Source organism: Paenibacillus sp. Cedars (assembly GCF_003184205.1).
Classification (GTDB): Bacteria; Bacillota; Bacilli; order Paenibacillales; family Paenibacillaceae; genus Paenibacillus_AQ; species Paenibacillus_AQ glucanolyticus.
In genome coordinates this window covers 5,176,139-5,199,610 of the sequence record NZ_CP020866.1, presented here as the reverse complement: position 1 = coordinate 5,199,610, position 23,472 = coordinate 5,176,139, and the positions used below count along the sequence as shown (strand labels likewise).

The following is a 23,472-nucleotide window of genomic DNA, read 5'->3' as shown; positions in this document are numbered from 1 at the left end:
TGGGTTCATGGGAAAAAAATATTCCGTAAAAGAAATCAGTCAATTGTCGGGAATAACTCCGCGAACCATTCAGTATTACGATAATGAAGGGATTCTTAAGGCGGAGCGGGATGAGCTGGGGCATAGGGTATATTATGATAAACAGTTGTATGTACTTGAACAGATTATGTTCTATAGAGCCATCGGTTTCTCTTTAAGAAAGATCAAAGAACAATTGATCGTGGGCACCGAGGAGCAGGATATCGAGAACATTCTAGATTACCAGGAATCGGTGCTCTATTCACAGAAAGAGAGTATCCAAGCCAAGCTTGACGGATTGCATGTCGCAAAGGAAATGATGAAAGAAGGTTACAACGTTCCCTGGGAGCTGTTAGCCCATCTCATGCGTTCGTTGAATGAGGTCGATATGTCGGCTTGGAAAGAATACCAATTTTCGGAGGAAGACTCGCGGCTATTTCAAAAAGCATTTAACTCTGAGCAGGCTGCATTGGATTTTTACAATGCGTTCAGAAAAATATCGCTGCAAGCTGCAGCTTATAAGGCCTCAAAGGTTCCCATCGAATCCCGTTTAGCCAGGACCTTAGCCCAAGAATGGCAACGGATGGTTCAACGTGTGACATATGGCGACGAACGGATTCATGCTGCCTTCTTAGCAGTCGATCGAAATCGGGATCAATGGAACACGGGAGAACGTCAGCTTGTAATGGAAGCAGAACAATATTTGCAGGACGTCTTGAAGCGCTATCCTGATCGTGAATGAGCTGCATTGCAGCCAAGGTTATGCTGCTTATGCAGGAAGCCTAAATCGTACTCTACTGTTTGCATGGCTAATCGTTTTTTTCTTGGCAAACAATTTTTCCTCAAGGCAACATAAGAGACCGTCCCGCATATAGTATATGAATAAGACGGTAGCATCGAAAGAGCGGGAGGGGTCAGGATGAGCACGGAACTGCAGGTAAAGAAAGCGCCGTTTCAGCGAGCGAAGATGACAGTGGGTTACGTACTGCTTCTCATGTTGGCCGTTTGAGATTGATCAGGGATCTACCCGATGGAGGGGACTCATTCCTTCTACTGAACATAAAGGATGGCGTCAGAGGAAGAGCCTCTTGAGACGCCATCTTTTTTCGAATGATAACGATGAGTGCGTTGCAATGTTAGCGGTTTAAGCCATGCAATTCCTTCCAGGATCTGTATTCGTGAACAGCGGTTCCCGAGAACGAAGCGTGGCCGCCTGCCAATGCAGTGACCTTGGACAGCTCTTTTTCCATAAAGGCCGTTCCTTCTTCGAAGAAGGTAACGTAGTTGCCTTCATTGCTCGATTTGGTCTCAACGGCGACCAGCGCTTCCTTACCATATTTGTCGGCTTCGGCTAATTCGGCAGCCGCCAGGTTGTAAATGTTCTGGGCGGAATCCCGGTATGCCATAATGACGATCTGATCAAACTGCTGGATCATCCAGCTGCTGAGGGTCATGGATTGATCGGGCAGCTTGTAGGTATGCAGCCAGAAGGTCATATCTGCCGCAATCGGCAGGTTTAAGGAGCGAGCTTCCTTTACCAGATAGCGAACGTTGTTTTGCCATTGCTTCACGACCGCATCATAATTGGTTTTCCATTCGCCCAGCACATGGGGCTCGATATCAACGTGAATACCGGCAAAGCGTTCATCCGGGGCAGCAGAAGCCTGATATTCGGCCGTCCACTGGATAAAGGTTTCGAGACGGTGGCGTTCGGATTCCAGCGCCCAGTTCGGCGCACCGCCAAGGACATGCACTTCAATGCCCTGCCGACCGGCCAGGCGAATGAATTTGCGGTAATGTTCCGGACGGACATCACGGTTCATCTGCAGATAGAGTACATTGACCCCTTGGTCGGAGGCGAAATCCAGAATCTCCGGTGTAGCATTCTCAATCAGCGGAGTTTCCCAGAACCAGGTAGATTTTTGGGTGGCTTTGGCTTCGGCCGGGCCGGGTGGATACATGGAGAAACTGCAAAGCAGCAAGAGACTGCTGGATAGACAAAGGGTCAGCAAGCGAATACTAAATTTTTTCATAAAGGGTTGTTCTCCTTTCGATATCTTACACGACATGAATCGACAGGTGCATGCAACGTAAGGATTGCGCTTAAAGTCATTGTGAAAGAATTATATTCATATTTATGCAGCACTTACGTATATATCGGAGTTACTTTTGCCGTATTTTATAGGTCTTTAGGCTTTATTATGGGTGTAAAGATGCATAATAGGAGTTTGAAGAGGAACATAACCGGATAATTAATTAGGAGAAGAGTCTTGCCTAAGCAAGGCTGGGGGTGGACAAGCTATGGACTGTAGAATAGATGCCGCTTATGAAGAAGGATGATATAGTATAATTTTAAGTCTAAGGAGCGATGAACATGAATATAGCCATCATTGGTGCAAGTGGAACGATAGGCAGACGAATTACAGAGGAAGCCCTGCGCCGGGGTCATGAAGTGACGGCGGTGCTGCGTAATCCGAATCGGATGGATACGGAGCATGAACGGTTGAAGAAAGCGGAGGCCGACGTGATGGATCCTTCATCGCTGGAGAAGGCTATTCAAGGTCATGACGCCGTGATCAGCGCATTTGGTCCCAAATTCGGGCAGGAAGAGGAACTCCTTGCTGCTGCGCGCACTATTGTGGAGGGAACGAGACGCGGCGGCGTATCCCGTCTGCTGATTGCTGGGGGTGCAGGAAGTCTTATTGCGGACAGCGGGGTGCCTCTTATGGATACACCTGAATTTCCGGAGGAGATCCGACCGCTCGCCCGCGCGCATGCGGATGCTTACGAGATCTATAAGGAATGTGATTTGGAGTGGACTTATGTCAGTCCGGCAGCCATCATCGAGCCCGGAAGACGAACCGGACAGTTTCGGATTGGCATGGACCGCCTGGTGACGGATGAGAGCGGTAGCAGCCGGATTTCGGCCGAGGATTACGCCGTTGCGATAATCGATGAGCTGGATGACCCCCAGTTTGTAAAGTCCCGTTTTACCGTTGCTTATTAGTTGTAATGGAGATGCAGCCTCAGTCATTGGCGCAAGGGTGTAAGGAATATCGAAGCAAAGGGGAGAGCTTGGATGTATGTTGTGACGTCTGAACAGATGAGGGCATTGGACAACCATGCGATTCACAGGATCGGTATTCCGGCGGCAGCACTTATGGAAAATGCGGGCAAGGCGATCGCAGAGGAAGTCTTGAAGTTATGCCTGATCGAGCGGGGAAGAAGGAACGGCTTACCATCTTCCGGAACGAGCGGAGCAGCCGGAACTGCCTTCGTGCCTGCGCAGGCAAGCGGACAGGAGCGAGGCGAAGCCTTAACGGATCATTCGACTGCTATGGGCCCCCCTTTTGCCGCGAATGATCTTGCCCTGGAGATGAGCCGTCCGTCGCCTGTCCTAGACGGAGACGTGCGATTGCCCACCGCGCTTTCTGCGCAGGAGCACTGGCTCATTCTGGTGGGCAAGGGCCATAACGGCGGCGATGGCGTGGTCGCCGCCCGGCACTTGCGTGACGCCGGCGTACGCGTCACGCTGCTCTACGCCGCCGAGCCGTCCTCGCTTACTGGCGAGGCGGCGGTGCAGCGGGATGCCGCGGCAGCGCTCGGCATCCCGGCTCTGGTCCACGGCCGTGCCGCCGTGGACTACGGCGCGTTCACCGGCATCGTGGACGCGCTGCTCGGCACGGGCGCGTCGGGCGCGCCACGCGGCGCTTACGCCGCGTTGATCCAGGCCGCCAATGACAGCGGCCTGCCGGTCGTGTCCGCGGATATTCCGAGCGGACTGGACGCCGATACCGGCGCGCGGCATGAGCCGTGCATCTCGGCGGCGGTGACGGTGTGCCTCGCTTTCCTGAAGCGAGGCTTGGTGCAGTACCCCGGCGCCGAGTCGGCAGGCCGGGTGGTGGTGCGCTCCATCGGCATCCCTGCATCGCTGTGCCGGGAGCAGGGCGTCCGCACGCACCTGCTCACTCCGCAGGTCCTTCGGACGGAGCTGGATGCGGATGTCACGCGTTATCGCACGGCGGAAGGACATAAAGGCACCTACGGTCATGTGCTGACCGTAGGCGGCAGCCGCACGATGAGCGGCGCAGGTTTGCTCGCTTCCCGTGCGGCCCTTCGCGCGGGCTGCGGCCTCGTGACCTGGGCGCTGCCCGCAAGCCTGGTGCTGCCGCTAAGCGGAGCTGCACCGGAAATCATGCTCGCTCCGGCAACAGATGAAGAGAGTGGAGGCAACTGGAACGAAGCCTCCGCTGGGCGGGTGCTGGAGCTCGCCAAGACCCGGGACGTGCTGGCTGTAGGTCCTGGACTCGGCCGCTTTGACGGCGACTCCAGATGGCTTCGGCGACTGTGGGAAGCGTGGGAAGGACCGCTGGTGGTGGATGCCGACGCGCTTAATATGCTGTCATCGTCCGGCGATTTCAGCGCCTGGAGACCGCGTTCCGCGGCCACGGTGCTGACTCCGCATCCGGGGGAAATGTCCCGGCTGCTGGGCACGCCGACCGCGGAGCTGCAGCAGGACCGGATCGGTGCTGCTACAGGGTTTGCTGCCGAGCACGGGGTTACCCTCGTGCTCAAGGGGGCGCGTACCGTCGTGGCTTCGCCGGACGGACAGGCTTACATCAACACAACCGGTACCTCCGGCATGGCGACCGGAGGTACCGGGGACGTGCTCACCGGCATCATTGCCAGCCTGCTGGCGCAAGGTTATGCCGGTCCGTCTGCAGCCGCGCTCGGTGTGTGGCTGCATGGCCGTGCCGGTGAGTGGGCCGCACGGCACCGGGGACATCCCGCATCGGTCATCGCCGGGGATGTCATTGATATGCTTTGAACTAAAAGGGCCTTCATCAGAAGGCCCTTCTTCTTGTTAAAAACGACGGATCAGATCACCCAGCACAGCACGGGGACGGCCAACGCAAAGAAAGGGGTGGCCAGGGATTGGCTGGAGAAGGCATGCTTCCCCCACAAGAATAGGAGAAGTGTAAGCGTTCCAGCTGCTGCGCGGATCCACAGATGTTCCGGATTGCCGCCCGTAAACAGGGCGAAGAACAGAAATCCGACCGCTCCGTACACGGCGGCTTGTTTGCCTTTATGCAGTGTGGGCAGGAACGAGAGGATAGCGTCGGCCGCGAGAGAGGCCGTCAACGCATATCCGTATACCCAGTGCTCCTGCGGCATGTAAAGTCCTAACCATGCCGAGGCCCTTTCAGCGCTGGAAGGCCACACCCAGTCGAGCAGGCTCAGCAATAACACGGCAATGCCGGCGCTTGCCAGCTTGTTTAACGCGTAAAACCCCATGTCCATACGGCCGGACCGTCTGGGAATACCGGTATTCATGATACACATCCTCTGCTTGATATTCATTTCCACGAACGTCCTGCTGAATCCATACTAGCTGGTGACCATCTCTCCGCCGTTTACGTGAATGGCCTGACCCGTGACAAAAGAGGAGGTGATGGACGAAGCCAGGTAGACATAGGCTGGTGCCAACTCATAGGGCTGTGCGGCCCGCTTCATCGGTGAATTCGTTCCGAATACGGCAACCTCGTCAGCAGAGAAGCTGGAAGGTATGAGCGGTGTCCATACTGAGCCCGGAGCGACGGAATTGACGCGGATGCCTTGATCCACTAGCGAAAGGGCCAGGGATCGAGTCAGGGAGACGATGGCGCCTTTGGTTGAGGAATAATCGATAAGCTCCTTAAATCCTTCATAAGCGGTAATGGAGGCCGTATTAATGATAGAGGCTCCGGATTTCATGTGAGGCAGGGCGGCTTGAATCATGAAGAAAAAAGGAAAGATATTACTCTGATAGGTGTGATACAGCTGTTCTTCCGTAATATCCAAAATGCTGTGCTGTACATATTGAACGGCATGGTTGTTCACAAGCACATCCACCTTGCCAAAGCAGGCTAATGTCTCGCTAACCACGGTCTCGCAGTTCTTTTTGTACCGCAGATCGATTTTCATCAGAAGACAGCGTCTGCCAAGCGATTCGATTCGTTGTTTAGTGACTTCGGCATCCGAGGTCTCATATAAGTATGGAATGACCAGATCGGCACCTTCCTTGGCAAAAGCAATGGCCGTCGCTTTGCCGATGCCGCTGTCGCCCCCGGTTACAATGGCGACTTTGCCATCCAGCTTACCGCTGCCCCGGTAGGCGGGGTCCTCACTGATCGGGCGCGGCGACATCAGGCTCTCTAAACCAGGCTGGCAGTTTTGATGCTGGGGAGGGAAGGCGATCGGCTGCTCCTTGCATTCGGTTTTGGAGCCTACATATGGAATGGGCTGCTGGGGCTTCATTTCATTCCTCCTCTGGTATATCAATGACATGGATTGATGATGCATTACTTATCTCTATGCATTCGCCCAGTCCCGGGTGCCGTTTACGGCCGAAATAGGAGAAAGATCGTATGCCTGAGGAGCTCCTGCCAATTTTCACACGATCTTTTGGTTGCAGTGTGGTAAAATATTTCCAAAATTTAAATCGAATGACCCAAGGGAGGACGGTCACCTGATGAAACCCGTCAAACGGTCAAAATTCCGCTTATGGGCAGGCAAGCAGTATTTTACCTGCCGGCGTTATTGGGAATGGATGAAGAGCAGTAGTAAACTCGCGCGTACTCATGCTTCAGCGCCATTGGACTATTCGGTATTCGGGCACCAAACTCCGCTAAAACGCCAGTTGAAGAATGTTGATATGTGGTATCAGCATAATAAGGCGATCAACCTGCGTCTTGCCGTTCGTCATTTGGACGGACTTCTGATCCGACCGGGAGAGACGCTGTCCTATTGGAGGACCATTGGACGTCCGACCCGCAGGAAAGGGTATGTAGACGGCATGGTTTTGTTTTATGGAGGTTTTAAGGCCGGTGTGGGCGGAGGGCTGTGCCAACTCTCCAACCTTATCTACTGGATGACCCTGCACACCCCGCTTGAAGTGAGGGAGCGGCATCGGCACAGCTACGATGTTTTTCCGGATTCGAATCGGACCCAACCGTTTGGCAGCGGAGCTACGTGTGCCTATAATTATTTGGACCTTCAGATCTATAATCCAACCAGCGACACCTACCAGCTGGCGGTACATGTGTCAGAGGAGGCACTGATTGGAGAATGGCGCTCCACCGCCGTCCCGCTCTATAGCTATGAAGTTTATGAACGAGATCATCGCATAACCCAGGAAGCGTGGGGCGGATATGCGAGGCATAATGTCATCGGGCGCAAGGTGTTCAGCAGGGAAGGCGAGCTGATTCATGATGAGTGGATCACGGAGAATCATGCGCTTATGATGTATTCGCCGCTGCTTCCTGAGAAGGGGACCGTTACATCCTGATCTGCCCATTGAGCGATCGATACGTATGTTCATCAATCGGATCCACAAGCAGGCTATCTCCCTCATTCGTTATCACTGGTTACTGCCATCTGCGGTTTGTTTTTCCGACCGTTCCCTGCTGCATTGACAAAAGCGCGGACACATTGATACGATGATATTAATTCTGACAAGTTTGCCCTGATTTATATCTGTTAAAGTCGGATCAAGCAAGCCAATCACCAGAAGACTTTGCAGTACCATGTGAAGTCTTTTTTTTCTGAGATTAATAGCTGTTTTATGGAACGGATAAGGATGACATTATAAGTTAGCCGAGGTGAATTGTTATGGCGAAAGCTGTTATCATTAACGGGAGTCCTACAGTCGGATCCCGCTTGAATGCGGTTATGGATATAGCGGAGCAAGCGCTCGCTGCTGCCCATTTCCAAGTAAGCCGGATCGACGTGGCGGGACTGCCGCCGGAGGATTTGATTCATACGAAGTTTGAGAGCGAGCATATTGTCAAAGCGAACGGTCTTGTGGCCGAAGCGGATGCCGTGATTGTGGCAAGTCCGGTTTATAAAGCTTCGTTCACGGGTGTGCTGAAGACCTTTCTAGACCTTATTCCGGAAAAAGGTTTGGCTGGTAAGATTGTGCTTCCGATGTTCATTGGCGGCAGTCTTGCACATCTGCTGGCGATTGACTATTCACTGAAGCCGGTGCTTTCATCCATCGGTGCCCGGCATATTCTGGGCGGGGTGTATGCAGTGGATGCTCAGGTAGCCCGTACCGAGGAAGGCGGATTCGATGTAGCGGAAGTGCTGCAGGAACGCCTGGCCTCCGCGATGGAGGAGCTTATTGAAGAAACCCGTTATCGGACAGAACGCGTTTAGTTATGGGAGATAGGATATGGAGGGGTATCATTTTGCAAAAGTTGGTGTTTTTTGTTGGGGTAGCAGGTACAGGTAAAACTACAGTAGCCAAAAAGCTGGCAGTCCGCATGCCGGCTGCATTTCTCGACCGTGATACGGTTGGAGGACGCTTTGTTGAAAAGTTCCTTGAAAGTAACGGCCATGATCCAAACGATCGGGACTCTTCTTTCTATAAAGAGAATCTGCGTGATCTGGAGTATGATACAACCAAGGATATTTGCATCGAGAACTTGAATGCAGGACAGAACGTGTTCATGATTTCTCCGTTTACCGCCGAGCTCAAAAACCGCGAATGGATCGAAGAGGTTATTACGTCTGCGGGGTTAACGAAGAAGGATGTGGATGTGAAGGTCATTGTGGTTGCGCTTCAGGATATGGATTTGCAGAAGGAGCGGATCATTGACAGACGGACCGAGCGGGATCAGTGGAAGCTTGATCACTGGGACGACTTTAAGAAGCGCGTCGAATTTGTTCCGGAAGTGAACTGGGATATTCCGCAAGCATCAATCAAGGTGTTTGATAACAGTGGAGATTTAACGGAAGAGAAGGTCGAGGATCTCTATCAATTTATCGTTCGCGAATAGTTCGCTTGGCATATATAGAAGAAGCGCGCCGTCACAGGCTCCCATCCGTTGTCTGTGATAGCGCGCTTTTTTTGTGGCTGCAAGGGTAGCGGCAAGCAACCGCGCTCCGAATTGGAACAGAGGCAGGAATGTTATATAGTAGATCCAGGAATTGCTTATGGAGACCAAGGAGGGAAAGGGTTGGATCGTTCGATTATGCTTGCCTATCTGAGAAGTGTTAAGCTGATGAGGGAGCGGATTCCTTCATTTCATGAATATCCTTTTAATCTGCCGGCTGTAGCGGGCTTGGACGGGCTGGATTTTCATCCGAAGGTTACTTATATCGTCGGGGAGAACGGCATGGGGAAATCGACGCTGCTGGAAGCGATTGCGACGGCACTCGGATTTAATCCGGAAGGGGGGACGATAAATTTCTCATTCTCGACCGAGGAGACCCATTCCAAGCTGCACGAATATATTCGAACCGTCCGGGGCGCGCGGAAACCGCGTGACGGGTTTTTCTTCCGGGCGGAGAGTTATTATAACGTCGCGACAAATATCGACCGGTTGGATGCCGAAGAGAGCATCGGCCCTCCCATTAAAGATTCCTACGGCGGCAAATCGCTCCATCAGCAGTCACATGGTGAATCGTTTTTTGCCACCTTTTTGCATCGCTTTTGGGGAAACGGGCTCTATATTATGGACGAGCCGGAAGCGGCGCTGTCCCCGTTCCGTCAGTTAGCGCTGCTGAGGCGGATTTACGATCTGGTGCAGAAGGATTCGCAGTTTATTATTTCCACCCATTCCCCTATCGTCATGGCTTATCCGGATTCCATTATATATAAGCTGACCTCCGACGGGGTGGAGGAATCGAGCCTGGAAGAAACGGACCATTATATGATCACGAAGGAATTTGTTAACAATCGGGGAGCGATGCTTCGCGAATTGTTTGCAGACGATGAGGAATAGCTAACATAACAGCAAGGGGTGCCGTAAGATCTTATGGATCGGAGGCGCCCTTTTTTCTCGGAAGAAATCCACTTCAAACATGAGAAATAAACTTTGAATTTTCTAAGTAATTAAGTGAATATCATCTATATTAAAGGGTGTTAAGGAATGAAAATCATGAAAATGGTGTTTACAACTTAGAATTGTTGAACTAAAATAAGAACCGAGGTGAACTGCTCTGGAGAACGAAAGAGAAGCAAGCGTTGAGAGACTCATGGACATGTATCGTGAGTTGTCGGATAAAATGACGAGGCATCGGGTCGTATCTTTTCTAAGTCATCTGAGAAAGAACGATTTGACGATGAATCAGTATAAGATCTTAAGTTTGATTGAGCAGCAGGGGCCATGGCTTCCCAATCGACTGGCTGAGCATATGGAGCTTAAAGCTGCGACGATTACGTATTTGGTGGATGCGTTGGAGCAACGGGGGCTGGTGGCTCGAACGCCCAATCCGAGCGACGGACGAAGCCACTATGTCAATTTTACGGAGACTGGCCGGCAGCTTGTGCTTGATGCTCGCAGCGAGGGGGATTATGCCGTCATGGAATCCTTCAAGCAGATGGATCAGGATGAGGCGGATCATCTGTATATTTTGCTGCGATTGCTGGGCAAAAAATTATTTCCATAACGTTCAAGTCGATGCTCTCGCATCCCGCCTCCGCTCTGTTAACCAGACCTGGGCGGGTTTATTTTGTTTTAGGAGGCTTCATGTGAATACACAAGAGACACAAGAGAAATCTTCATTTTGGCTTATTATGAGCGCTGTGTTTTTCGGCAATTTTCTGGCCGTGCTGAGCATTACCACGATTAATGTGGCTTTCCCGGTTGTGATGGAGCAGTTCGATGCTACGCTGAGCACCACCCAGTGGCTGATGGCCGGCTACCTGCTCGCAACCGGAATTGTGGCTCCCATCGTAGGCTATATGGGGGACCAGCTCAGTTATAAAAGGCTGTTCATTTTTGCTTTGATAGGTTTTACCCTATCGTCGCTGCTATGCATTGTCGCCTGGAATATCCAGACCCTGATTGCGTTCAGGATTACGCAAGGCGTATTCGGGGGGATGATCATCCCGATTACGATGACGATTATTTATCAGGTATTCCCGCGTGAGCGGCAGGCCTATGCGATGGGGCTGTGGAGCCTTGCCTCCATGCTGGCACCCGTTATCGGACCAACCCTGGGAGGTTGGCTGGTTCAATATTTTGGCTGGAAATCGATCTTTGTTCTGAATATTCCCATTGGCCTGATATCTATCGTCATCGTAAGTAAATTCATACCCTTCTACAGACTGACGGAGAAAAAGACGTTTGATTTCCTCGGGTTCTTGACCGTGGTGCTGGGCAGTTCCCTGCTCCTGCTCTCGTTCAGTCACGGCAATGACTGGGGATGGGGCTCCTGGAAGACGCTGTCTTTGCTCCTCTCCGGCATATTGCTGCTGTTGTTCTTTGTTAGGTGGGAGCTGCGCATCAAATCCCCGCTGCTGCAGCTCAAGGTATTCAAGTTTCCGCGGTTTCGGTACAGCTTAATGCTGAACTGTATTGTGACGATATCGCTTTATACCGGAACGCTTCTGGTGCCGCTGTATTTGCAGACTGTGCTGAAGCTGTCTCCAATGGATACGGGGCTGATCATGCTGCCGGGAGCGATTGTCATGGCGGCTGCCTCGCCGATTATCGGCAAATTTTATGATCGGATCGGTCCGTTCCGGCTGGTGATTACAGGTGTCCTGATCATTGTGGCCGCCACCCTGGCCTTTAGCGGAATCGGCACTCATACTTCGGTGCTGTACATTTCACTGCTGCAATTGATCCGCTGCCTCGGTATCGCGCTGTGTAATATGCCGTTAACGAATGCAGCGATGAGTGCGGTGTCCAGTGAATATTCGGGCCATGCGTCATCCATAACGAATTGGGCTCGTCAAGGGCTTGCCTCGTTGTCCATCGGCATTTTCAGTGCGCTGGTGGTATCCAGAACCTCATACTATATGGGAGCGGGTGCCACGACCAAGGGCGTTGCCACCACGATGGGCATCGATGACGTATTTCTGATCGGGACGATGGTGGCTGTCGTGGCCATACCTCTTACATTTTTGTTACGAGTCAAAAAGAAAAAACCGGTTCAGCATGTCGCAGTCTGACCACGCCGGTATCGGGTATTTGAGGAAGGTCATTCATCTGATCGCTAAAGCATGACCTATGGCAAATGATTTCTAATAAATCAAGCGATTAAACGATTATGCGTTGTATTGCATGAGGGTGCTGACACGCGAATACAAATAGTCTGGAACGATATTGAACGGAGAGAGAGCAGCAGAAGGAGCTGCTCTCTCTTTTACTTTTTATCGAGGATAACCTGGGTCAATTATGACAATGCTGTTCTTTTATTCAAATCAGGGTCTGTGGTAGGGTGAACGTAATGTGCTGCTATGCAGGAGGGACTTATGGATTTTATACGAAAGTTATGGGTATTCGGTTATCAGCAGGCGTTGTCCTGTATTTTTCCGGTTATCATATTTGGAGCGCTCGCATTGAGCAAAATCATTGAAATTCCAGGAATCCCGCGTTATGATCTTATTCTTCTTATATGTGTGCTGGCTCAAATCGGGATGCTTGTAAGTAAGCTGGAGACGTGGGATGAGCTGAAGGTGATCTGTGTCTTTCACGTCATCGGCCTGATGCTGGAGCTGTATAAGGTCCATATGGGATCGTGGTCTTACCCTGAGGAAGCCTGGAGTAAAATCGGCGGGGTGCCGCTGTACAGCGGCTTTATGTATGCAAGTGTTGCGAGTTATATCTGTCAGGCTTGGCGGCGAATGAATCTGCGTATTACCGGCTGGCCGCTGCCTGTGCTCACCGTACTGCTGAGCGCCGCGATCTATGCCAATTTCTTCACCCATCATTATGTATGGGATGCCCGTTGGCTCCTTACGGCGCTATTATTCGTGGTGTTCGGCAGAACGGTGGTGTACTTTGACGTTGACGGCAAAACACTGCGGATGCCACTGGTGCTGTCGTTTCTGCTGATTGGATTCTTCATCTGGATTGCGGAGAATATTTCAACCTTCCTTGGGGCCTGGACCTATCCGGGTCAGGAGCGGACATGGAGTCTGGTGCATATCGGCAAAATCAGCTCGTGGTTCCTGCTGGTGGTGATCAGTGTCATCATCGTGGCTCAGTTGAAGCACCTTAAGCTGGGCAGAGGGCTGTCCAAGGACAATCCCAAGGGAACGGTCATGTGAGGCGGCTCCGTTGATATTGGATCCTGCTTGCAGAACACGGGTAACTATGGTTAACTATAGACTTACGTTGAAGATGCAGGATGAGAACGAGTATGTTCTGAATATAGAGGATTGGAATATAGGAACAACATGAGATGGAACGGAGGGGTGTTCACATGAAAAAAAGATCGTTGGCGTCTTTGTCCAAAGGCATGGGATGCTCCACCGCTGTTTTCTTTGATCTATCCGAGGACGGGAGAAGTATGTCCATAATCGGATATTCAGCGATCAAGGATCCTTCCATTCGGTTGTTCGAATGAGGATGCAGTGGAATTAAACACCACAGGTCGCTTACCTGTGGCTGCATAGATCGGCATGCACACCACAGGAGCTCTGTGGTGTTTTTGTGTTTTTCATTTTTCCGGTAGAGGAGAGGTACGCCATGTTATTGCAAGGAAAACAGATTTATGTAAAGCCAGTAGAGGAATCGGATGCGGATGCGCTGCTGAAACTCGAGGTGGAGAATCGGGATTTTTTTCAACGGTTCACGGGTTTAAGAGAAGAAGCCTTCTATACCCCCCAGGGACAGCTGGAACGGATTCAAGAAGCTCTGGAATCAAGTAAAGGGGATCAGGGATATCTCTATGTGATTGGGCTGCGAGACACCGAAGAGGTTATCGGGGAGATCATGCTGACCGAAGTGGTGCGGTGGAATCTGCAGAGCTGCTGGATCGGTTATTTCCTGGACCAACGCCATAATGGAAAGGGTTATATGACGGAGGCCGTTCAGCTGGTGGTGAAGCATGCTTTTCAGGAATTGAAGTTCCACCGGATTGAGGCGGGGGTAATGCCGCATAACCTGGGATCGATTAAAGTGCTGTGTAAAGCCGGATTCCATCAGGAAGGCATTGCCAGAAAAAATGTAAACATCAACGGACAGTGGGAGGACCATCAGACGCTGGCTATTCTGAATGAAGAGGATCACCGGTCTCAGTCCCAAGTTCAGCGGTACAATCCCTCTGTCATCGCTCCGCCAATCGGGCCTTATACCCATGTTACCAAGGTTCCGAAGGGAGCCGAGCTGCTGGTCTTGTCCGGGCAGGTGGGAACCGATATGGAGGGGGGATTGCCGGATGATATGAAGGAACAAGTCGAGAATACCCTGGCGAACATTCAGCGCCTGTTGGCAGCAGAAGCACTCTCGGCGGATCATATCGTCAAAATCAATATTTGGGCAGCACAGCAGGTGGACTGGGTTCACTTCCATCAGGTGTGGGAAAAGTTCCATGGCGGAAAGGCGCCGGCCATGACGATGGCCTACGTGCCGGCACTTGCGATGCCGTCCATTCAGGTAGAAATCGAGGTATGGGCAGCCAAGTGGTAACCCGCTAGATAGCAAGATGATAAGATGATGATTGGAATGCAGCCGATCCAAGCGCGTTAAAAAAACCTTCGTGATATTCCTGGCAGGAATATCGCGGAGGTTTGTGTTTGTTGAAGGAGTTTTTTTGATTTTTTCAATTTTAATATCATTGGATCAAGGATTCAGGCAGACGTAATGTATTTATATTTTTTTTAATATTATTCCAATATTTAAGTTAAGAATTTTATAAGACCTATCAACAGAGAATAATTTCTCAATATACATTTTCTTAATATATTGTTAAAATTTCCACATAAAATGAAGGAGGAGAAATGATAATTTGTGAGAGTTAATGACTTTAGAATGCCTTAAGATACTTAATAAAATAGATTGGCAAGAATTCGAATCCTACTTAAAGAGAGGGGATGGGGATTAAATTGAAAAAAACGAACCAGATTTCATTAATTTGGAGGAAATATCCCAGTTACAAATATTTAACGTATACGAACATTCTAACAGGTTTAACCTCATGGGGTTCCTTCATAGCGATGCTTGTATTACTTAATCAAATTACAGACAATGGAATTCAACTAGGGATGTTATGGGCTGTAAGTGGACTTGCGCCTTTAATGTTTAGTTTTTTAGTTGGTTTCTTAGTCGATCGATTTAATCCGAAGAAGGTGATTGTTTTTTCAGAAGTATTTCGGGGAATTTTATTTCTAGGATATATCGTTGTTCCGTTACTAGGTGGTATGTATGCTTGGATTTTATTCTGTTTATTAAGGTTCTTAGGTGGACTTCTAAACTCTTTAGCAACTATTGCACGTCAAACGATCATACCTGATTTAATTGAAGAGGATGATTTAATTGTAGCTAACTCCTTTAATTTCACAATAACAAGTTCTATTAGATTACTAGGCGCTGCAGCTGGTGGAACCTTAATTTCCTTCTTAGATCTGGATATTGCTTGGATGGTTACCTCGCTTTCATTTTTTGTTTCAGCAATTATAATTAGTAGAATTACCATGAAAAACAATAGGAAAATGGTAAGTTCCAAGAACATCAAAAAGGAGTTTGTTGTAGGAATACAAGTAATAAAAGAACAAAAATTTGTAAAACTTGTCCTACTTGCAGCTCTATCAGGGGGAATAATCATTGGATCATTTAATTTGATGTTAGAGCAATTTGTATCCAATGTCTATGAAACAAAGCATTATGGTATCAGTTTACTCTATATATCTGAAGGTATTATCTCAGTATTGGTAGGCTACTGGTTAGCTAATAACAAGTTCTTGTTTAAGAACCCAGTATGGTTATGTATATATATTGATGGGGCTGACCTGGACGCTCTTTGGTTTTACAGAGCACCTCTATCAAGGTGCGATTAGTTTAATGTTATTCGCTTTTGTAGGTGCATTTATCGTACCTTTTGAACGACAAATAATGCAAACTGACGTGCCTGCTCATTTACGAGGAAGATTGTTTGGCCTTTGGAACACTTGTAGTTTAGCTTCTATACAAGTGGGGGCGTTTCTAACTGGAGTCTTTATATACTATTTTGGAATTCGCTCTGTACCTATACTGACCAGTGTGTTAGAAGTTGGCCTAGGAATATTCTTTATATTCTATGTGAAAAAACACATTGTTGTCGGAACAGCAAAACAGATTAATACAACCCATTAGAATATAAAGTTTTCTAATGGAATTTAGAAAATATCCATAAATTGAATATTATTTGAGTGAGCGAATTTCTTTATTAAGCGAGAAAGCGATTCCCCCCTTAGAAAATCACATCATACTTTCGGAGACAATGACTCCGAGGTTTGTTCGTTTTTTGGGGACCTGCCTAATGGTCTCGTGGTGAGATGTTGTTGAGGTAGCTCAGTTTAACCGACCGATAGAAGACCGGCCCCCTGTAGGCAGAGACTCAATATCAGTACACAATGGCTTCATCGTCCCTACGTCAATCTTCCAGCATTCCCAAAGGGAAAAAGCGCTCCTAGTGCTATATTAGCCTAGAAGCGCTTTTAAGAATATTGCAAAGCTTGCGGGTGTCCCAAGGACTTTGAAGACTCTGTTATAGATCGTCAAAACCGTTGTCGTCGCCAACCTTGCCGTAGTTACGGGATTTGGCTTCGAAGAAATCGGTTTTGGTTGCGTTCAGAGCTTCATCCGAGAAAGGCTTGATCCATGGCATGCAGTTGACGTCTACGCCTTGGTAAGCTTTTTCCAGACCCATCATCGTAATACGACGGTTTGCGATGTACTTGATGTAGTCGCCCAACTCGTTCAGATCGATGCCGCGTACATTGCTGAGCGTGTAGTGTGCCCAGTTGGTCTCGAGCTCAACAGCACGGTCGATGGTGCGGTACAGGTAGTCGATGTTCTCTTGGGAGTTCAGCTCTGGGAAATCCTTGAGCAGCTGTTTGAATACTTCGGCGAAGAAGTAGCAGTGCTGGTTCTCGTCACGCTGAATGTAAGAGATCATCTGGCTGGTTGCCATCATCTTCTGGTCGCGAGCCAGGTTGTAGAAGAAGGCAAACGTGCTATAGAAGAAGATACCTTCCAGGATCAGGTCGGCCACCATCGCTTCAAAGAAGGTTTGCGGCGACGGATTATCGCGGAAGTTCTGATAAATATCTGAAATGAACTGATTGCGCTCCAGCAGAACCGGATCATGCTTCCAGTATTCGAAGATTTCCTTCTGCTCTTGATCCGAAACGATGGAAGAGAGCACGTAGGAATAGGATTGATTGTGAACGACCTCTTGCTGACCGATGATGGCCGAGATGGCTTCGAGTGACGAGTCGGTAAAATAACGCTTCACATCGCTGACAAACATCGTCTGCATGGAATCCAGCACAGCCAGCAGGGAGATGTTGATTTTGAAGGTGCGCTGTTCCTCTGAGTCCAGTGTAGGGAACTGCTGCGCATCCTTGGACATCGGGATTTCGTCCGCGATCCAGTGGTTCAGCAGCAGCACCTTGTACAATTTATACATATGAGGCATCCGAATGTCGTTCCAGTTCAAGATCCCGGAGCACTCACCTTCAATTACACGGGTGGAGCGGTTGGGTGCTTCGGTGTTAAATATCTTTTGCATTTGCATGCCAATTCTCTCTCCTTGCATATCTATAGTAGGGCGGGTTGAAGGGACGGGTATCCACTCTCCAGCCGCTGTTGTCCGCCCTTTGCTTGAATGTATTTAATGGTATCAAAGGGCTCCCAAAGGCGGACGTAAACTCTTCCGCTTGGATACCCTTACCCTTGTAGTCTTGTATTAGAAAGTATATTCAATCCCGCTTACAGCCGTTCGATGCTTGTAGCACCCGCATGAGAAGCGACTCCCAAAGGGAGAGCGATCCCAGCAGGATGTAACTCAACAAACGCACGAAGCAGCTCTTCCTCCCTGCACCGCACGAGAAGCGACTCCCAAAGGGAGAGCGATCCCAGCAGGAAGTAACTCAATAAACGCACGAAGCAGCTCTTATGCCATGCACAACATGAGAAGCGACTCCCAAGGGAGAGCGGTCCACGCAGGAAGTAACTCAATAAACGCACGAAGCAGCTCTTATTCCATGCACAACATGAGAAGCGACTCCCAAAGGGAGAGCGGTCCACGCAGGAAGTAACTCAATAAACGCACGAGTAACGCCATAGTCCCCGCACTACATTCCAGCGTTCCCGAAGGGAGAAAGCGCTCCTAGCCACCAAAAGTAACATAGAAGCGCCTAATTCATTCCCTGCACACCTTGCGGGTGTCCAGAGGGCAGAGCCCTTGGGGCCCTCCCTTGGAAGGGAGGGTTTGGGCGGGTTCGAAATAGTTTACATTAAACTCTTAGCTTGCGCACGACTCACACTCTTCAATCGTCAACGCACGGCTGCGCACATAATACGTGGACTTGATGCCGGCTTTCCATGCATGCAGGTGCAGCTCCAGGAATTCCGAAGCCCGGATATCAGGGCGAACATACAGGTTAAAGCTTTGCGCCTGGTCAACGTGACGTTGACGCGCAGCCGCCATTTTGATGGACCAATGCTGGTCGATCAGGAAAGCGGTCTTGTAGTACCAGATTGTTTTTTCAGACAGATCCGGAGCCGGGTTAGCCACTTTGTAGGTGGTTTTTTCTTCATAAGACAGAAGTTCGTACAATGGATCGATGCTCGCTGTGGAACCGGCGATAATCGATGTGGAGCCGTTCGGTGCGATGGCAAACAGCCATGCGTTACGGACACCATTGGCTTGTACTTCCTGTTGCAGCTCACGCCACTGTTCGGTGGTTACGAATTTGCCTTCATGCTCGCCGTCGGTGTAACCGCGGAACGTGAAGTACTCGCCGCTCTCCCAGTCGGAGCCTTTGAATTTCGGATAGTGGCCTTTTTCCTTGGCCAGCTCCATGCTGGATTTCACGAGCAGGTAATTGATGTGTTCATACAGGTTGTCATTATAGGCAACGGCTTCGTCGGACTCCCAGCGGATACCTTCCAGCGCCAGCAAGTGATGCAGGCCGAAGGTTCCAAGACCGACCGCACGGTATTGGCTGTTGGTATATTGGGCTTGCAGAACTTCAATATTGTTGATGTCGATAACGTTATCCAGCATACGAACCTGGATAGGAACGAGACGCTCCAGCACACCGGCCGGTACAGCGCGAGCCAAGTGGATGGAATTCAGGTTGCAGACAACGAAATCGCCAGGGATTTTGGAAATAACGATCCGGGTTTGACCATCCGTTGTTACCAACTCTTCTTGCTCGACAACGGTTGGAGATTGGTTCTGCATGATCTCGGTGCACAGGTTGGATGAGTAAATCATGCCATGTGCAGAGTTCGGGTTCGCACGGTTTACCGTGTCGCGGTAGAACATGTACGGTGTACCCGTTTCAAGCTGGGATTTCATCACGCGTTTCATAATGTCGATCGCTTGTACCGTAATACGCGGCAACTGCGGGTTCGCCACGGCTTGTGCATATTTTTGACGGAACTCGCCATCGCCTTGAGCTTGATCATAGAAGTCTTCCAGGCCAAGCGGACGGCCGTTCTCGTCTTTCCAGCCCATGATCTTCTTCACTTCATGAGGACAGAACAGGCTCCACTCCTCACGGGCCTCTACAGCCTCCATAAACAGGTCAGGTAGACAGATGCCATGGAACACGTCATGGGCTCTCATACGCTCGTCACCGTTGTTCAGCTTCAGATCCAGGAAGGACAGAATATCTTTGTGGAACACATCCAGATAAACCGCGATGGCTCCTTTACGAGTTCCCAATTGGTCAACGCTTACGGCAGTGTTGTTCAATTGGCGAATCCAAGGGATAACGCCGGAGCTGGTGTTCTTGTGACCGCGGATATCCGAGCCGCGTGCACGGACTTTACCGAGGTACACGCCAATGCCGCCACCCATTTTGCTGAGACGGGCAATATCGGTGTTGGAATCGAAGATGCCTTCCAGAGAGTCGTCAACGGTATCAATGAAGCAGCTGGAGAGCTGGCCTGCTACTTTTTTGCCTGCATTGGACATGGTCGGTGTGGCAGCTGTCATGTACAGGTTGCTCATCGCCCAGTAGGCTTCTTTTACAAGGTCAATACGTTTGTCGGCTGGCTCGTTGTGCATGAGGAACATTGCGATTACCATGTAGCGTTCTTGCGGAAGTTCCATGACACGACCGTCAAAGTCGGTTGCCAAATAACGCTCAGCCAGTGTCAAAAGACCAATGTAATCAAACAGCAGATCGCGGCTTGGATCGATGCATTCGCCGAGCTCTTCGATTTGCTCCTTGGTGTAGCTGGTCAGAAGATCCTCGCGATAGATGCCCTTCTGTACAAGCTCTGTGATGAGCGGGTAGAAGGCACCGTAAGGCTCTTCCGGGTAGGCTTTGTATCGGCGGTTGGTGGCCGCTTTTTTATATAAAGAGGTCAGAAACGAACGCGCAGCTGCAAACTTCCAATTCGGCTCTTCTTTTGTCACAAGCTCAAGCGCGGACATCGTGAAGGCGCTGCTGATTTCTTCGCCGGTGACTTGCTCACCGCGCAGTTTAGCATTTACGCCGCGAAGCAGGCGCTCTTTATCAAGCATGTCCAATCCTTTCAGATTGCGGTCGGCATAGACAGAGAGGCGTATTTCATCAAAGGCGAGCTGACGGTTGTTCGGTTTAACTACGAGCTGGGGCATGAATAATTCCTCGCTTTCTTAGGGGGAAATATGAAAAAGGACATCAAAAAAACATTTTCTAAAACCCGCAGGCTTGAAAATGTCCGTGCGCTGTGATTCGTGAATGACGTTTGACATAAGCCCTTGAAGGGGCATGATGTTATGTACAGACGCAAGTTTAACGAACACTTACCTAATGTCCCGTAGGTTGGTGTTGGCTGCGTACAGGCAGGTCTCCTGACTCGGACTTTGACAAATCGGAGCCTTCCCCAAGACCTTGATGAGGTCCTCCAGAAGAATATTCCATGATTTGGTTCGGCCTAGATAGGATAAATAGCCGAGAGCCCTTACAGTGGCGGGACCGTGATGGATTTACACCATGCTTCCCTATTAAGCCGGACCGCCTTATAGGTTGTTCCGGCACCTATACACACTATATTTGGTTGTTGTTTATCTAATTTAACCCAATATATTGTGTTTGTAAACCATATTCTTAAAATTGAACGCAAAAAGAATTATAGCAAACGAGCGGTCATTGTGCCAGCTAAGAAACTGTCAAAAGGCCATAACATTTCCTGGATTGTGACCGAATGCGACCTTTTCTGCACAGATACCACGTATATTATCGTTTTGACAAAATACGATAGTTGCGTACTGGATCTGTGGTGGAAGGAGCAGACTATTTTTTATTGTGAATAGCGAGTCAAGGGCTTTGATATGAGTGATCAGAATTGATATGATATCTGTGTCTGGAGATTGAAGAGTTCTTTATATGAGATGTTGCGAGGGAGGTTTTGGTATTGGCTATAGCGGAAGTGACGGTGATTCCGATTGGAACAGCAACAACGAGCTTAAGCTCTTATGTGGCCGAGATGCAGCGTATATTGAAACAACAGGACGGGATTACATATGAGCTGACTTCGATGAGCACCATCATAGAGGGCGAGCTGAATATGATCTGGCGAGCGATTGAAGCTCTGCATGAGGCGCCATTTCTATCCGGAGCCCAGCGCGTATCGACTTCGGTCAAGATTGACGACCGCAGGGATCAAGTCTCCTCCAGCAAGCAAAAGATTCAATCGGTGCAGGAAAAATTAGGCGGATAATCTTGCTTATTGCAAGGGCTAGGCTGGGACTTGTATTTTGCTGCTAAAGTATTATAATAATTTTGCTGTTCGTGGAGGCTTGTTTTCGAACCACATATGCTGGTGTAGCTCAGGGGTAGAGCAACGCACTCGTAATGCGTAGGTCGGGGGTTCAATTCCCTTCACCAGCATGTTCATTGCAAGGAGATCATATCCTGATTTCTGGCTGGAATGATATAAAAATGGCGCCGCAAGGCGTGTTTTTTGTGCCCCTGGGTGATCCGGGGGCTATTCCTGTTAAGGAGAGAGCGCCCTATCATTCGGCATTTTATATCATATATTACATAGTAAGCGATTCATATTATTCGAGTTTGTTCGTGGCCTTCGCTGTCGAAAAGATGAAACGGGCTGCGGCTCGGAAAGATGAGGTGAAGGGAGATGAAGAAGGTATTTATTGATCCAGGCCACGGTGGAAAAGATACCGGAGCGGCTGCTCATGGTCTGTTGGAAAAGGACATCGTGCTAGCGGTGTCCCTGAGCGTGAAAAACCGGCTGGAGGCCGAGTACAATGGCGTGCAGGTGCTGCTCTCCAGATCTGCGGATGTTTTTCCTACGCTAATGGAGCGGACCGAGGCGGCCAACAAGGCTGGGGCAGATATCCTGGTTTCCGTCCACTGTAATGCAGGAGGAGGAGCCGGTGGCTTCGAATCCTATAAGTACACGCATACGTCGGCTGCAACAGCCTCTTTGCAAAATGTGCTTCATACCGAGATTATGACGGCCTTAAAGCCTTTTAACGTAATCGACAGGGGGCAGAAGGCAAAGAACCTGCACATGGTCCGTGAATCGAACATGCCTGCGGTACTGACAGAAAATTTGTTTGTTGATGTTGCCGCGGATGCAGCCAAGCTTAAGAGAGAGGATGTCGTGGGTGCCCTCATCGAAGGTCATGTTGCCGGCATTGCAAAATATCTCGGGTTGCAAAAGAAGGAGGCGGCTGGTGAGGTGAGTGATAAGGTGAATGTTATTGTAAACGGCAAACCAATTCAGGATGGCAAGCTGATTAACGGGGTGACCTATGTACCGCTTCGGGCGACTGCCGAGGCACTGGGTGCAACCGTGGGATGGGACAATAAAACAAAGACAGCAACGATAACCCATAACCCATGAGCCAATCGTCCAGCCACATTTTAGTTCCCCTTAATTAAAATTTAATCTCCCATTAAGATTCGCAGCATATAATAAAAGCACCCCTTAAAAAATATATCAGAAGCCCCTCTAACTTCGGTTAGAGGGGCTTCTTTGGTCTTCTGCTCTTTCGATCCTCAACTAGACCTTAGTGTGGACCTGATATTCTGCCAACATTATTTAGAATCCCAGCCATTTCGTGATATAGGCGGATACGGCTAATTCCTGAAAATCCTTCCAGCTTCGAAATGGGGTATGTTCAACGATAAACGGGTTAATCGTACTTCCTTGTATGAATATGTCAAAATCTTCATCCGTGCTTCCCTCGTAACCAGCAGCTTTCAGCAAGTGATCTATGGAAGAAAACTTGGTATGCCGTTGAATAAATGATTCCGAGAACAGTTCTTCCACGGGCACCTCTTGTTTCATATCTGAGAGCTTTAAGGCATTTTCTCGAATTTCCAATAGCTTCTCTTCATCCAGTCCGTCTAATCCACTGATCCCAGTATTCATTATGCCCACCTCCAAAAAGTTGCACGTCACTCTATTATACATATACGAGTATGCTGAATTATGGGATTCGATTTTTTTTGAAGCGGGTCTTGACTTGGAAGATTTATATAGGAATAAAAAAATAAATGAG

At 49.5% G+C, this 23,472-nt stretch carries 22 protein-coding genes, 1 tRNA gene and 1 riboswitch; of the genes, 16 read left to right on the top strand and 7 right to left on the bottom strand.

Annotated features, from left to right (window positions below; translation table 11 throughout):
* Positions 1-7: 7 nt before the first annotated feature.
* A complete protein-coding gene (locus tag B9D94_RS25445) occupies positions 8-760 on the top strand; it encodes a MerR family transcriptional regulator (protein ID WP_006208000.1) in 753 nt (250 codons plus the stop codon).
* A 394-nt stretch (positions 761-1,154) separates the two neighbouring features.
* Here the strand turns inward: B9D94_RS25445 and B9D94_RS25440 are convergent, their stop codons facing one another.
* The gene (locus B9D94_RS25440) at positions 1,155-2,051 is read right to left on the bottom strand and encodes a hypothetical protein (protein WP_148248294.1); all 897 of its coding nucleotides are present in this window, start codon (positions 2,049-2,051) and stop codon (positions 1,155-1,157) included.
* A gap of 341 nt (positions 2,052-2,392) precedes the next feature.
* Here B9D94_RS25440 and B9D94_RS25435 point away from each other — a divergent pair, with 341 nt between their 5' ends.
* Both B9D94_RS25435 and B9D94_RS25430 read left to right on the top strand, forming a co-directional pair.
* Positions 2,393-3,025, top strand: a complete 633-nt coding sequence (locus tag B9D94_RS25435) for an NAD(P)-dependent oxidoreductase (protein ID WP_006208002.1) — start codon at positions 2,393-2,395, stop codon at positions 3,023-3,025.
* A gap of 72 nt (positions 3,026-3,097) precedes the next feature.
* Positions 3,098-4,846: an NAD(P)H-hydrate dehydratase gene (locus B9D94_RS25430; RefSeq protein ID WP_148248292.1), complete on the top strand. Its 1,749-nt coding sequence runs from the start codon at positions 3,098-3,100 to the stop codon at positions 4,844-4,846.
* 50 nt (positions 4,847-4,896) lie between these two features.
* Here B9D94_RS25430 and B9D94_RS25425 read toward each other — a convergent pair whose 3' ends face one another.
* Together B9D94_RS25425 and B9D94_RS25420 are read right to left on the bottom strand one after the other, a co-directional pair.
* The gene (locus B9D94_RS25425) at positions 4,897-5,379 is read right to left on the bottom strand and encodes a hypothetical protein (RefSeq protein ID WP_006208004.1); all 483 of its coding nucleotides are present in this window, start codon (positions 5,377-5,379) and stop codon (positions 4,897-4,899) included.
* 27 nt (positions 5,380-5,406) lie between these two features.
* Complete coding sequence (locus tag B9D94_RS25420) at positions 5,407-6,315, bottom strand: SDR family oxidoreductase (protein WP_006208005.1); 909 nt, start codon at positions 6,313-6,315, stop codon at positions 5,407-5,409.
* A gap of 214 nt (positions 6,316-6,529) precedes the next feature.
* Here B9D94_RS25420 and B9D94_RS25415 point away from each other — a divergent pair, with 214 nt between their 5' ends.
* From B9D94_RS25415 to B9D94_RS25375, 10 genes are all read left to right on the top strand, one after another.
* Positions 6,530-7,345, top strand: a complete 816-nt coding sequence (locus B9D94_RS25415; protein ID WP_006208006.1) for a VanW family protein — start codon at positions 6,530-6,532, stop codon at positions 7,343-7,345.
* A 323-nt stretch (positions 7,346-7,668) separates the two neighbouring features.
* Positions 7,669-8,214 carry an NADPH-dependent FMN reductase gene (gene ssuE, locus B9D94_RS25410; RefSeq protein ID WP_006208007.1) on the top strand — a complete coding sequence of 182 codons (546 nt, stop codon included), beginning with the start codon at positions 7,669-7,671 and terminating at the stop codon, positions 8,212-8,214.
* Between the two features lie 32 nt (positions 8,215-8,246).
* Positions 8,247-8,837 carry a P-loop nucleotide/nucleoside kinase family protein gene (locus B9D94_RS25405; RefSeq protein ID WP_036643755.1) on the top strand — a complete coding sequence of 197 codons (591 nt, stop codon included), beginning with the start codon at positions 8,247-8,249 and terminating at the stop codon, positions 8,835-8,837.
* Positions 8,838-9,017: 180 nt separating this feature from the next.
* Entirely contained in the window at positions 9,018-9,785 is a 768-nt protein-coding gene (locus tag B9D94_RS25400; protein WP_172964000.1) for an AAA family ATPase, read from the top strand.
* Between the two features lie 259 nt (positions 9,786-10,044).
* Positions 10,045-10,452: a MarR family winged helix-turn-helix transcriptional regulator gene (locus B9D94_RS25395; protein ID WP_253806042.1), complete on the top strand. Its 408-nt coding sequence runs from the start codon at positions 10,045-10,047 to the stop codon at positions 10,450-10,452.
* A gap of 82 nt (positions 10,453-10,534) precedes the next feature.
* Complete coding sequence (locus B9D94_RS25390; protein ID WP_253806041.1) at positions 10,535-11,962, top strand: MDR family MFS transporter; 1,428 nt, start codon at positions 10,535-10,537, stop codon at positions 11,960-11,962.
* Positions 11,963-12,265: 303 nt separating this feature from the next.
* Positions 12,266-13,063: a DUF817 domain-containing protein gene (locus tag B9D94_RS25385; protein WP_148248291.1), complete on the top strand. Its 798-nt coding sequence runs from the start codon at positions 12,266-12,268 to the stop codon at positions 13,061-13,063.
* Between the two features lie 155 nt (positions 13,064-13,218).
* On the top strand, positions 13,219-13,362 hold the full coding sequence (locus tag B9D94_RS31175; RefSeq protein ID WP_162158349.1) for a hypothetical protein: 144 nt from the start codon (positions 13,219-13,221) through the stop codon (positions 13,360-13,362).
* A 122-nt stretch (positions 13,363-13,484) separates the two neighbouring features.
* On the top strand, positions 13,485-14,426 hold the full coding sequence (locus B9D94_RS25380) for a GNAT family N-acetyltransferase (protein WP_148248289.1): 942 nt from the start codon (positions 13,485-13,487) through the stop codon (positions 14,424-14,426).
* A 527-nt stretch (positions 14,427-14,953) separates the two neighbouring features.
* Complete coding sequence (locus tag B9D94_RS25375) at positions 14,954-15,793, top strand: MFS transporter (RefSeq protein WP_172963999.1); 840 nt, start codon at positions 14,954-14,956, stop codon at positions 15,791-15,793.
* A 689-nt stretch (positions 15,794-16,482) separates the two neighbouring features.
* Here B9D94_RS25375 and B9D94_RS25365 read toward each other — a convergent pair.
* From B9D94_RS25365 to B9D94_RS25360, 3 genes are all read right to left on the bottom strand, one after another.
* Complete coding sequence (locus B9D94_RS25365) at positions 16,483-17,514, bottom strand: ribonucleotide-diphosphate reductase subunit beta (protein ID WP_006208017.1); 1,032 nt, start codon at positions 17,512-17,514, stop codon at positions 16,483-16,485.
* A gap of 194 nt (positions 17,515-17,708) precedes the next feature.
* Complete coding sequence (locus B9D94_RS31170; RefSeq protein WP_172963998.1) at positions 17,709-17,882, bottom strand: hypothetical protein; 174 nt, start codon at positions 17,880-17,882, stop codon at positions 17,709-17,711.
* 361 nt (positions 17,883-18,243) lie between these two features.
* Entirely contained in the window at positions 18,244-20,577 is a 2,334-nt protein-coding gene (locus B9D94_RS25360; protein ID WP_148248283.1) for a ribonucleoside-diphosphate reductase subunit alpha, read from the bottom strand.
* Positions 20,578-20,765: 188 nt separating this feature from the next.
* A riboswitch (cobalamin riboswitch) is annotated at positions 20,766-20,999 on the bottom strand.
* Positions 21,000-21,356: 357 nt separating this feature from the next.
* Between B9D94_RS25360 and B9D94_RS25355 the strand changes: the two genes are divergently transcribed.
* The 3 genes from B9D94_RS25355 to B9D94_RS25345 all read left to right on the top strand — a co-directional run bounded on the left by B9D94_RS25355 (position 21,357) and on the right by B9D94_RS25345 (position 22,811).
* On the top strand, positions 21,357-21,662 hold the full coding sequence (locus tag B9D94_RS25355; RefSeq protein ID WP_006208019.1) for an MTH1187 family thiamine-binding protein: 306 nt from the start codon (positions 21,357-21,359) through the stop codon (positions 21,660-21,662).
* Positions 21,663-21,760: 98 nt separating this feature from the next.
* Positions 21,761-21,832: transfer RNA gene (locus tag B9D94_RS25350), tRNA-Thr, on the top strand.
* Positions 21,833-22,079: 247 nt separating this feature from the next.
* Positions 22,080-22,811 carry an N-acetylmuramoyl-L-alanine amidase gene (locus B9D94_RS25345; protein ID WP_148248281.1) on the top strand — a complete coding sequence of 244 codons (732 nt, stop codon included), beginning with the start codon at positions 22,080-22,082 and terminating at the stop codon, positions 22,809-22,811.
* A gap of 198 nt (positions 22,812-23,009) precedes the next feature.
* On the opposite strand, the gene B9D94_RS25340 is transcribed toward B9D94_RS25345, so the two are convergent.
* Positions 23,010-23,342, bottom strand: coding sequence for a hypothetical protein (locus B9D94_RS25340; RefSeq protein ID WP_148248280.1), 333 nt, complete (start codon positions 23,340-23,342; stop codon positions 23,010-23,012).
* Positions 23,343-23,472: the final 130 nt, after the last annotated feature.

Bases quoted from the DNA above. Each gene is read 5' to 3' on its own strand.
- B9D94_RS25445 (WP_006208000.1), top strand. From the start codon at position 8: ATGGGAAAAAAATATTCCGTAAAAGAAATCAGTCAATTGTCGGGAATA.
- B9D94_RS25440 (WP_148248294.1), bottom strand. From the start codon at position 2,051: ATGAAAAAATTTAGTATTCGCTTGCTGACCCTTTGTCTATCCAGCAGT.
- B9D94_RS25435 (WP_006208002.1), top strand. From the start codon at position 2,393: ATGAATATAGCCATCATTGGTGCAAGTGGAACGATAGGCAGACGAATT.
- B9D94_RS25430 (WP_148248292.1), top strand. From the start codon at position 3,098: ATGTATGTTGTGACGTCTGAACAGATGAGGGCATTGGACAACCATGCG.
- B9D94_RS25425 (WP_006208004.1), bottom strand. From the start codon at position 5,379: ATGAATATCAAGCAGAGGATGTGTATCATGAATACCGGTATTCCCAGA.
- B9D94_RS25420 (WP_006208005.1), bottom strand. From the start codon at position 6,315: ATGAAGCCCCAGCAGCCCATTCCATATGTAGGCTCCAAAACCGAATGC.
- B9D94_RS25415 (WP_006208006.1), top strand. From the start codon at position 6,530: ATGAAACCCGTCAAACGGTCAAAATTCCGCTTATGGGCAGGCAAGCAG.
- ssuE (WP_006208007.1), top strand. From the start codon at position 7,669: ATGGCGAAAGCTGTTATCATTAACGGGAGTCCTACAGTCGGATCCCGC.
- B9D94_RS25395 (WP_253806042.1), top strand. From the start codon at position 10,045: ATGTATCGTGAGTTGTCGGATAAAATGACGAGGCATCGGGTCGTATCT.
- B9D94_RS25385 (WP_148248291.1), top strand. From the start codon at position 12,266: ATGGATTTTATACGAAAGTTATGGGTATTCGGTTATCAGCAGGCGTTG.
- B9D94_RS31175 (WP_162158349.1), top strand. From the start codon at position 13,219: ATGAAAAAAAGATCGTTGGCGTCTTTGTCCAAAGGCATGGGATGCTCC.
- B9D94_RS25380 (WP_148248289.1), top strand. From the start codon at position 13,485: ATGTTATTGCAAGGAAAACAGATTTATGTAAAGCCAGTAGAGGAATCG.
- B9D94_RS25375 (WP_172963999.1), top strand. From the start codon at position 14,954: ATGCTTGTATTACTTAATCAAATTACAGACAATGGAATTCAACTAGGG.
- B9D94_RS25365 (WP_006208017.1), bottom strand. From the start codon at position 17,514: ATGCAAATGCAAAAGATATTTAACACCGAAGCACCCAACCGCTCCACC.
- B9D94_RS25360 (WP_148248283.1), bottom strand. From the start codon at position 20,577: ATGCCCCAGCTCGTAGTTAAACCGAACAACCGTCAGCTCGCCTTTGAT.
- B9D94_RS25345 (WP_148248281.1), top strand. From the start codon at position 22,080: ATGAAGAAGGTATTTATTGATCCAGGCCACGGTGGAAAAGATACCGGA.
- B9D94_RS25340 (WP_148248280.1), bottom strand. From the start codon at position 23,342: ATGAATACTGGGATCAGTGGATTAGACGGACTGGATGAAGAGAAGCTA.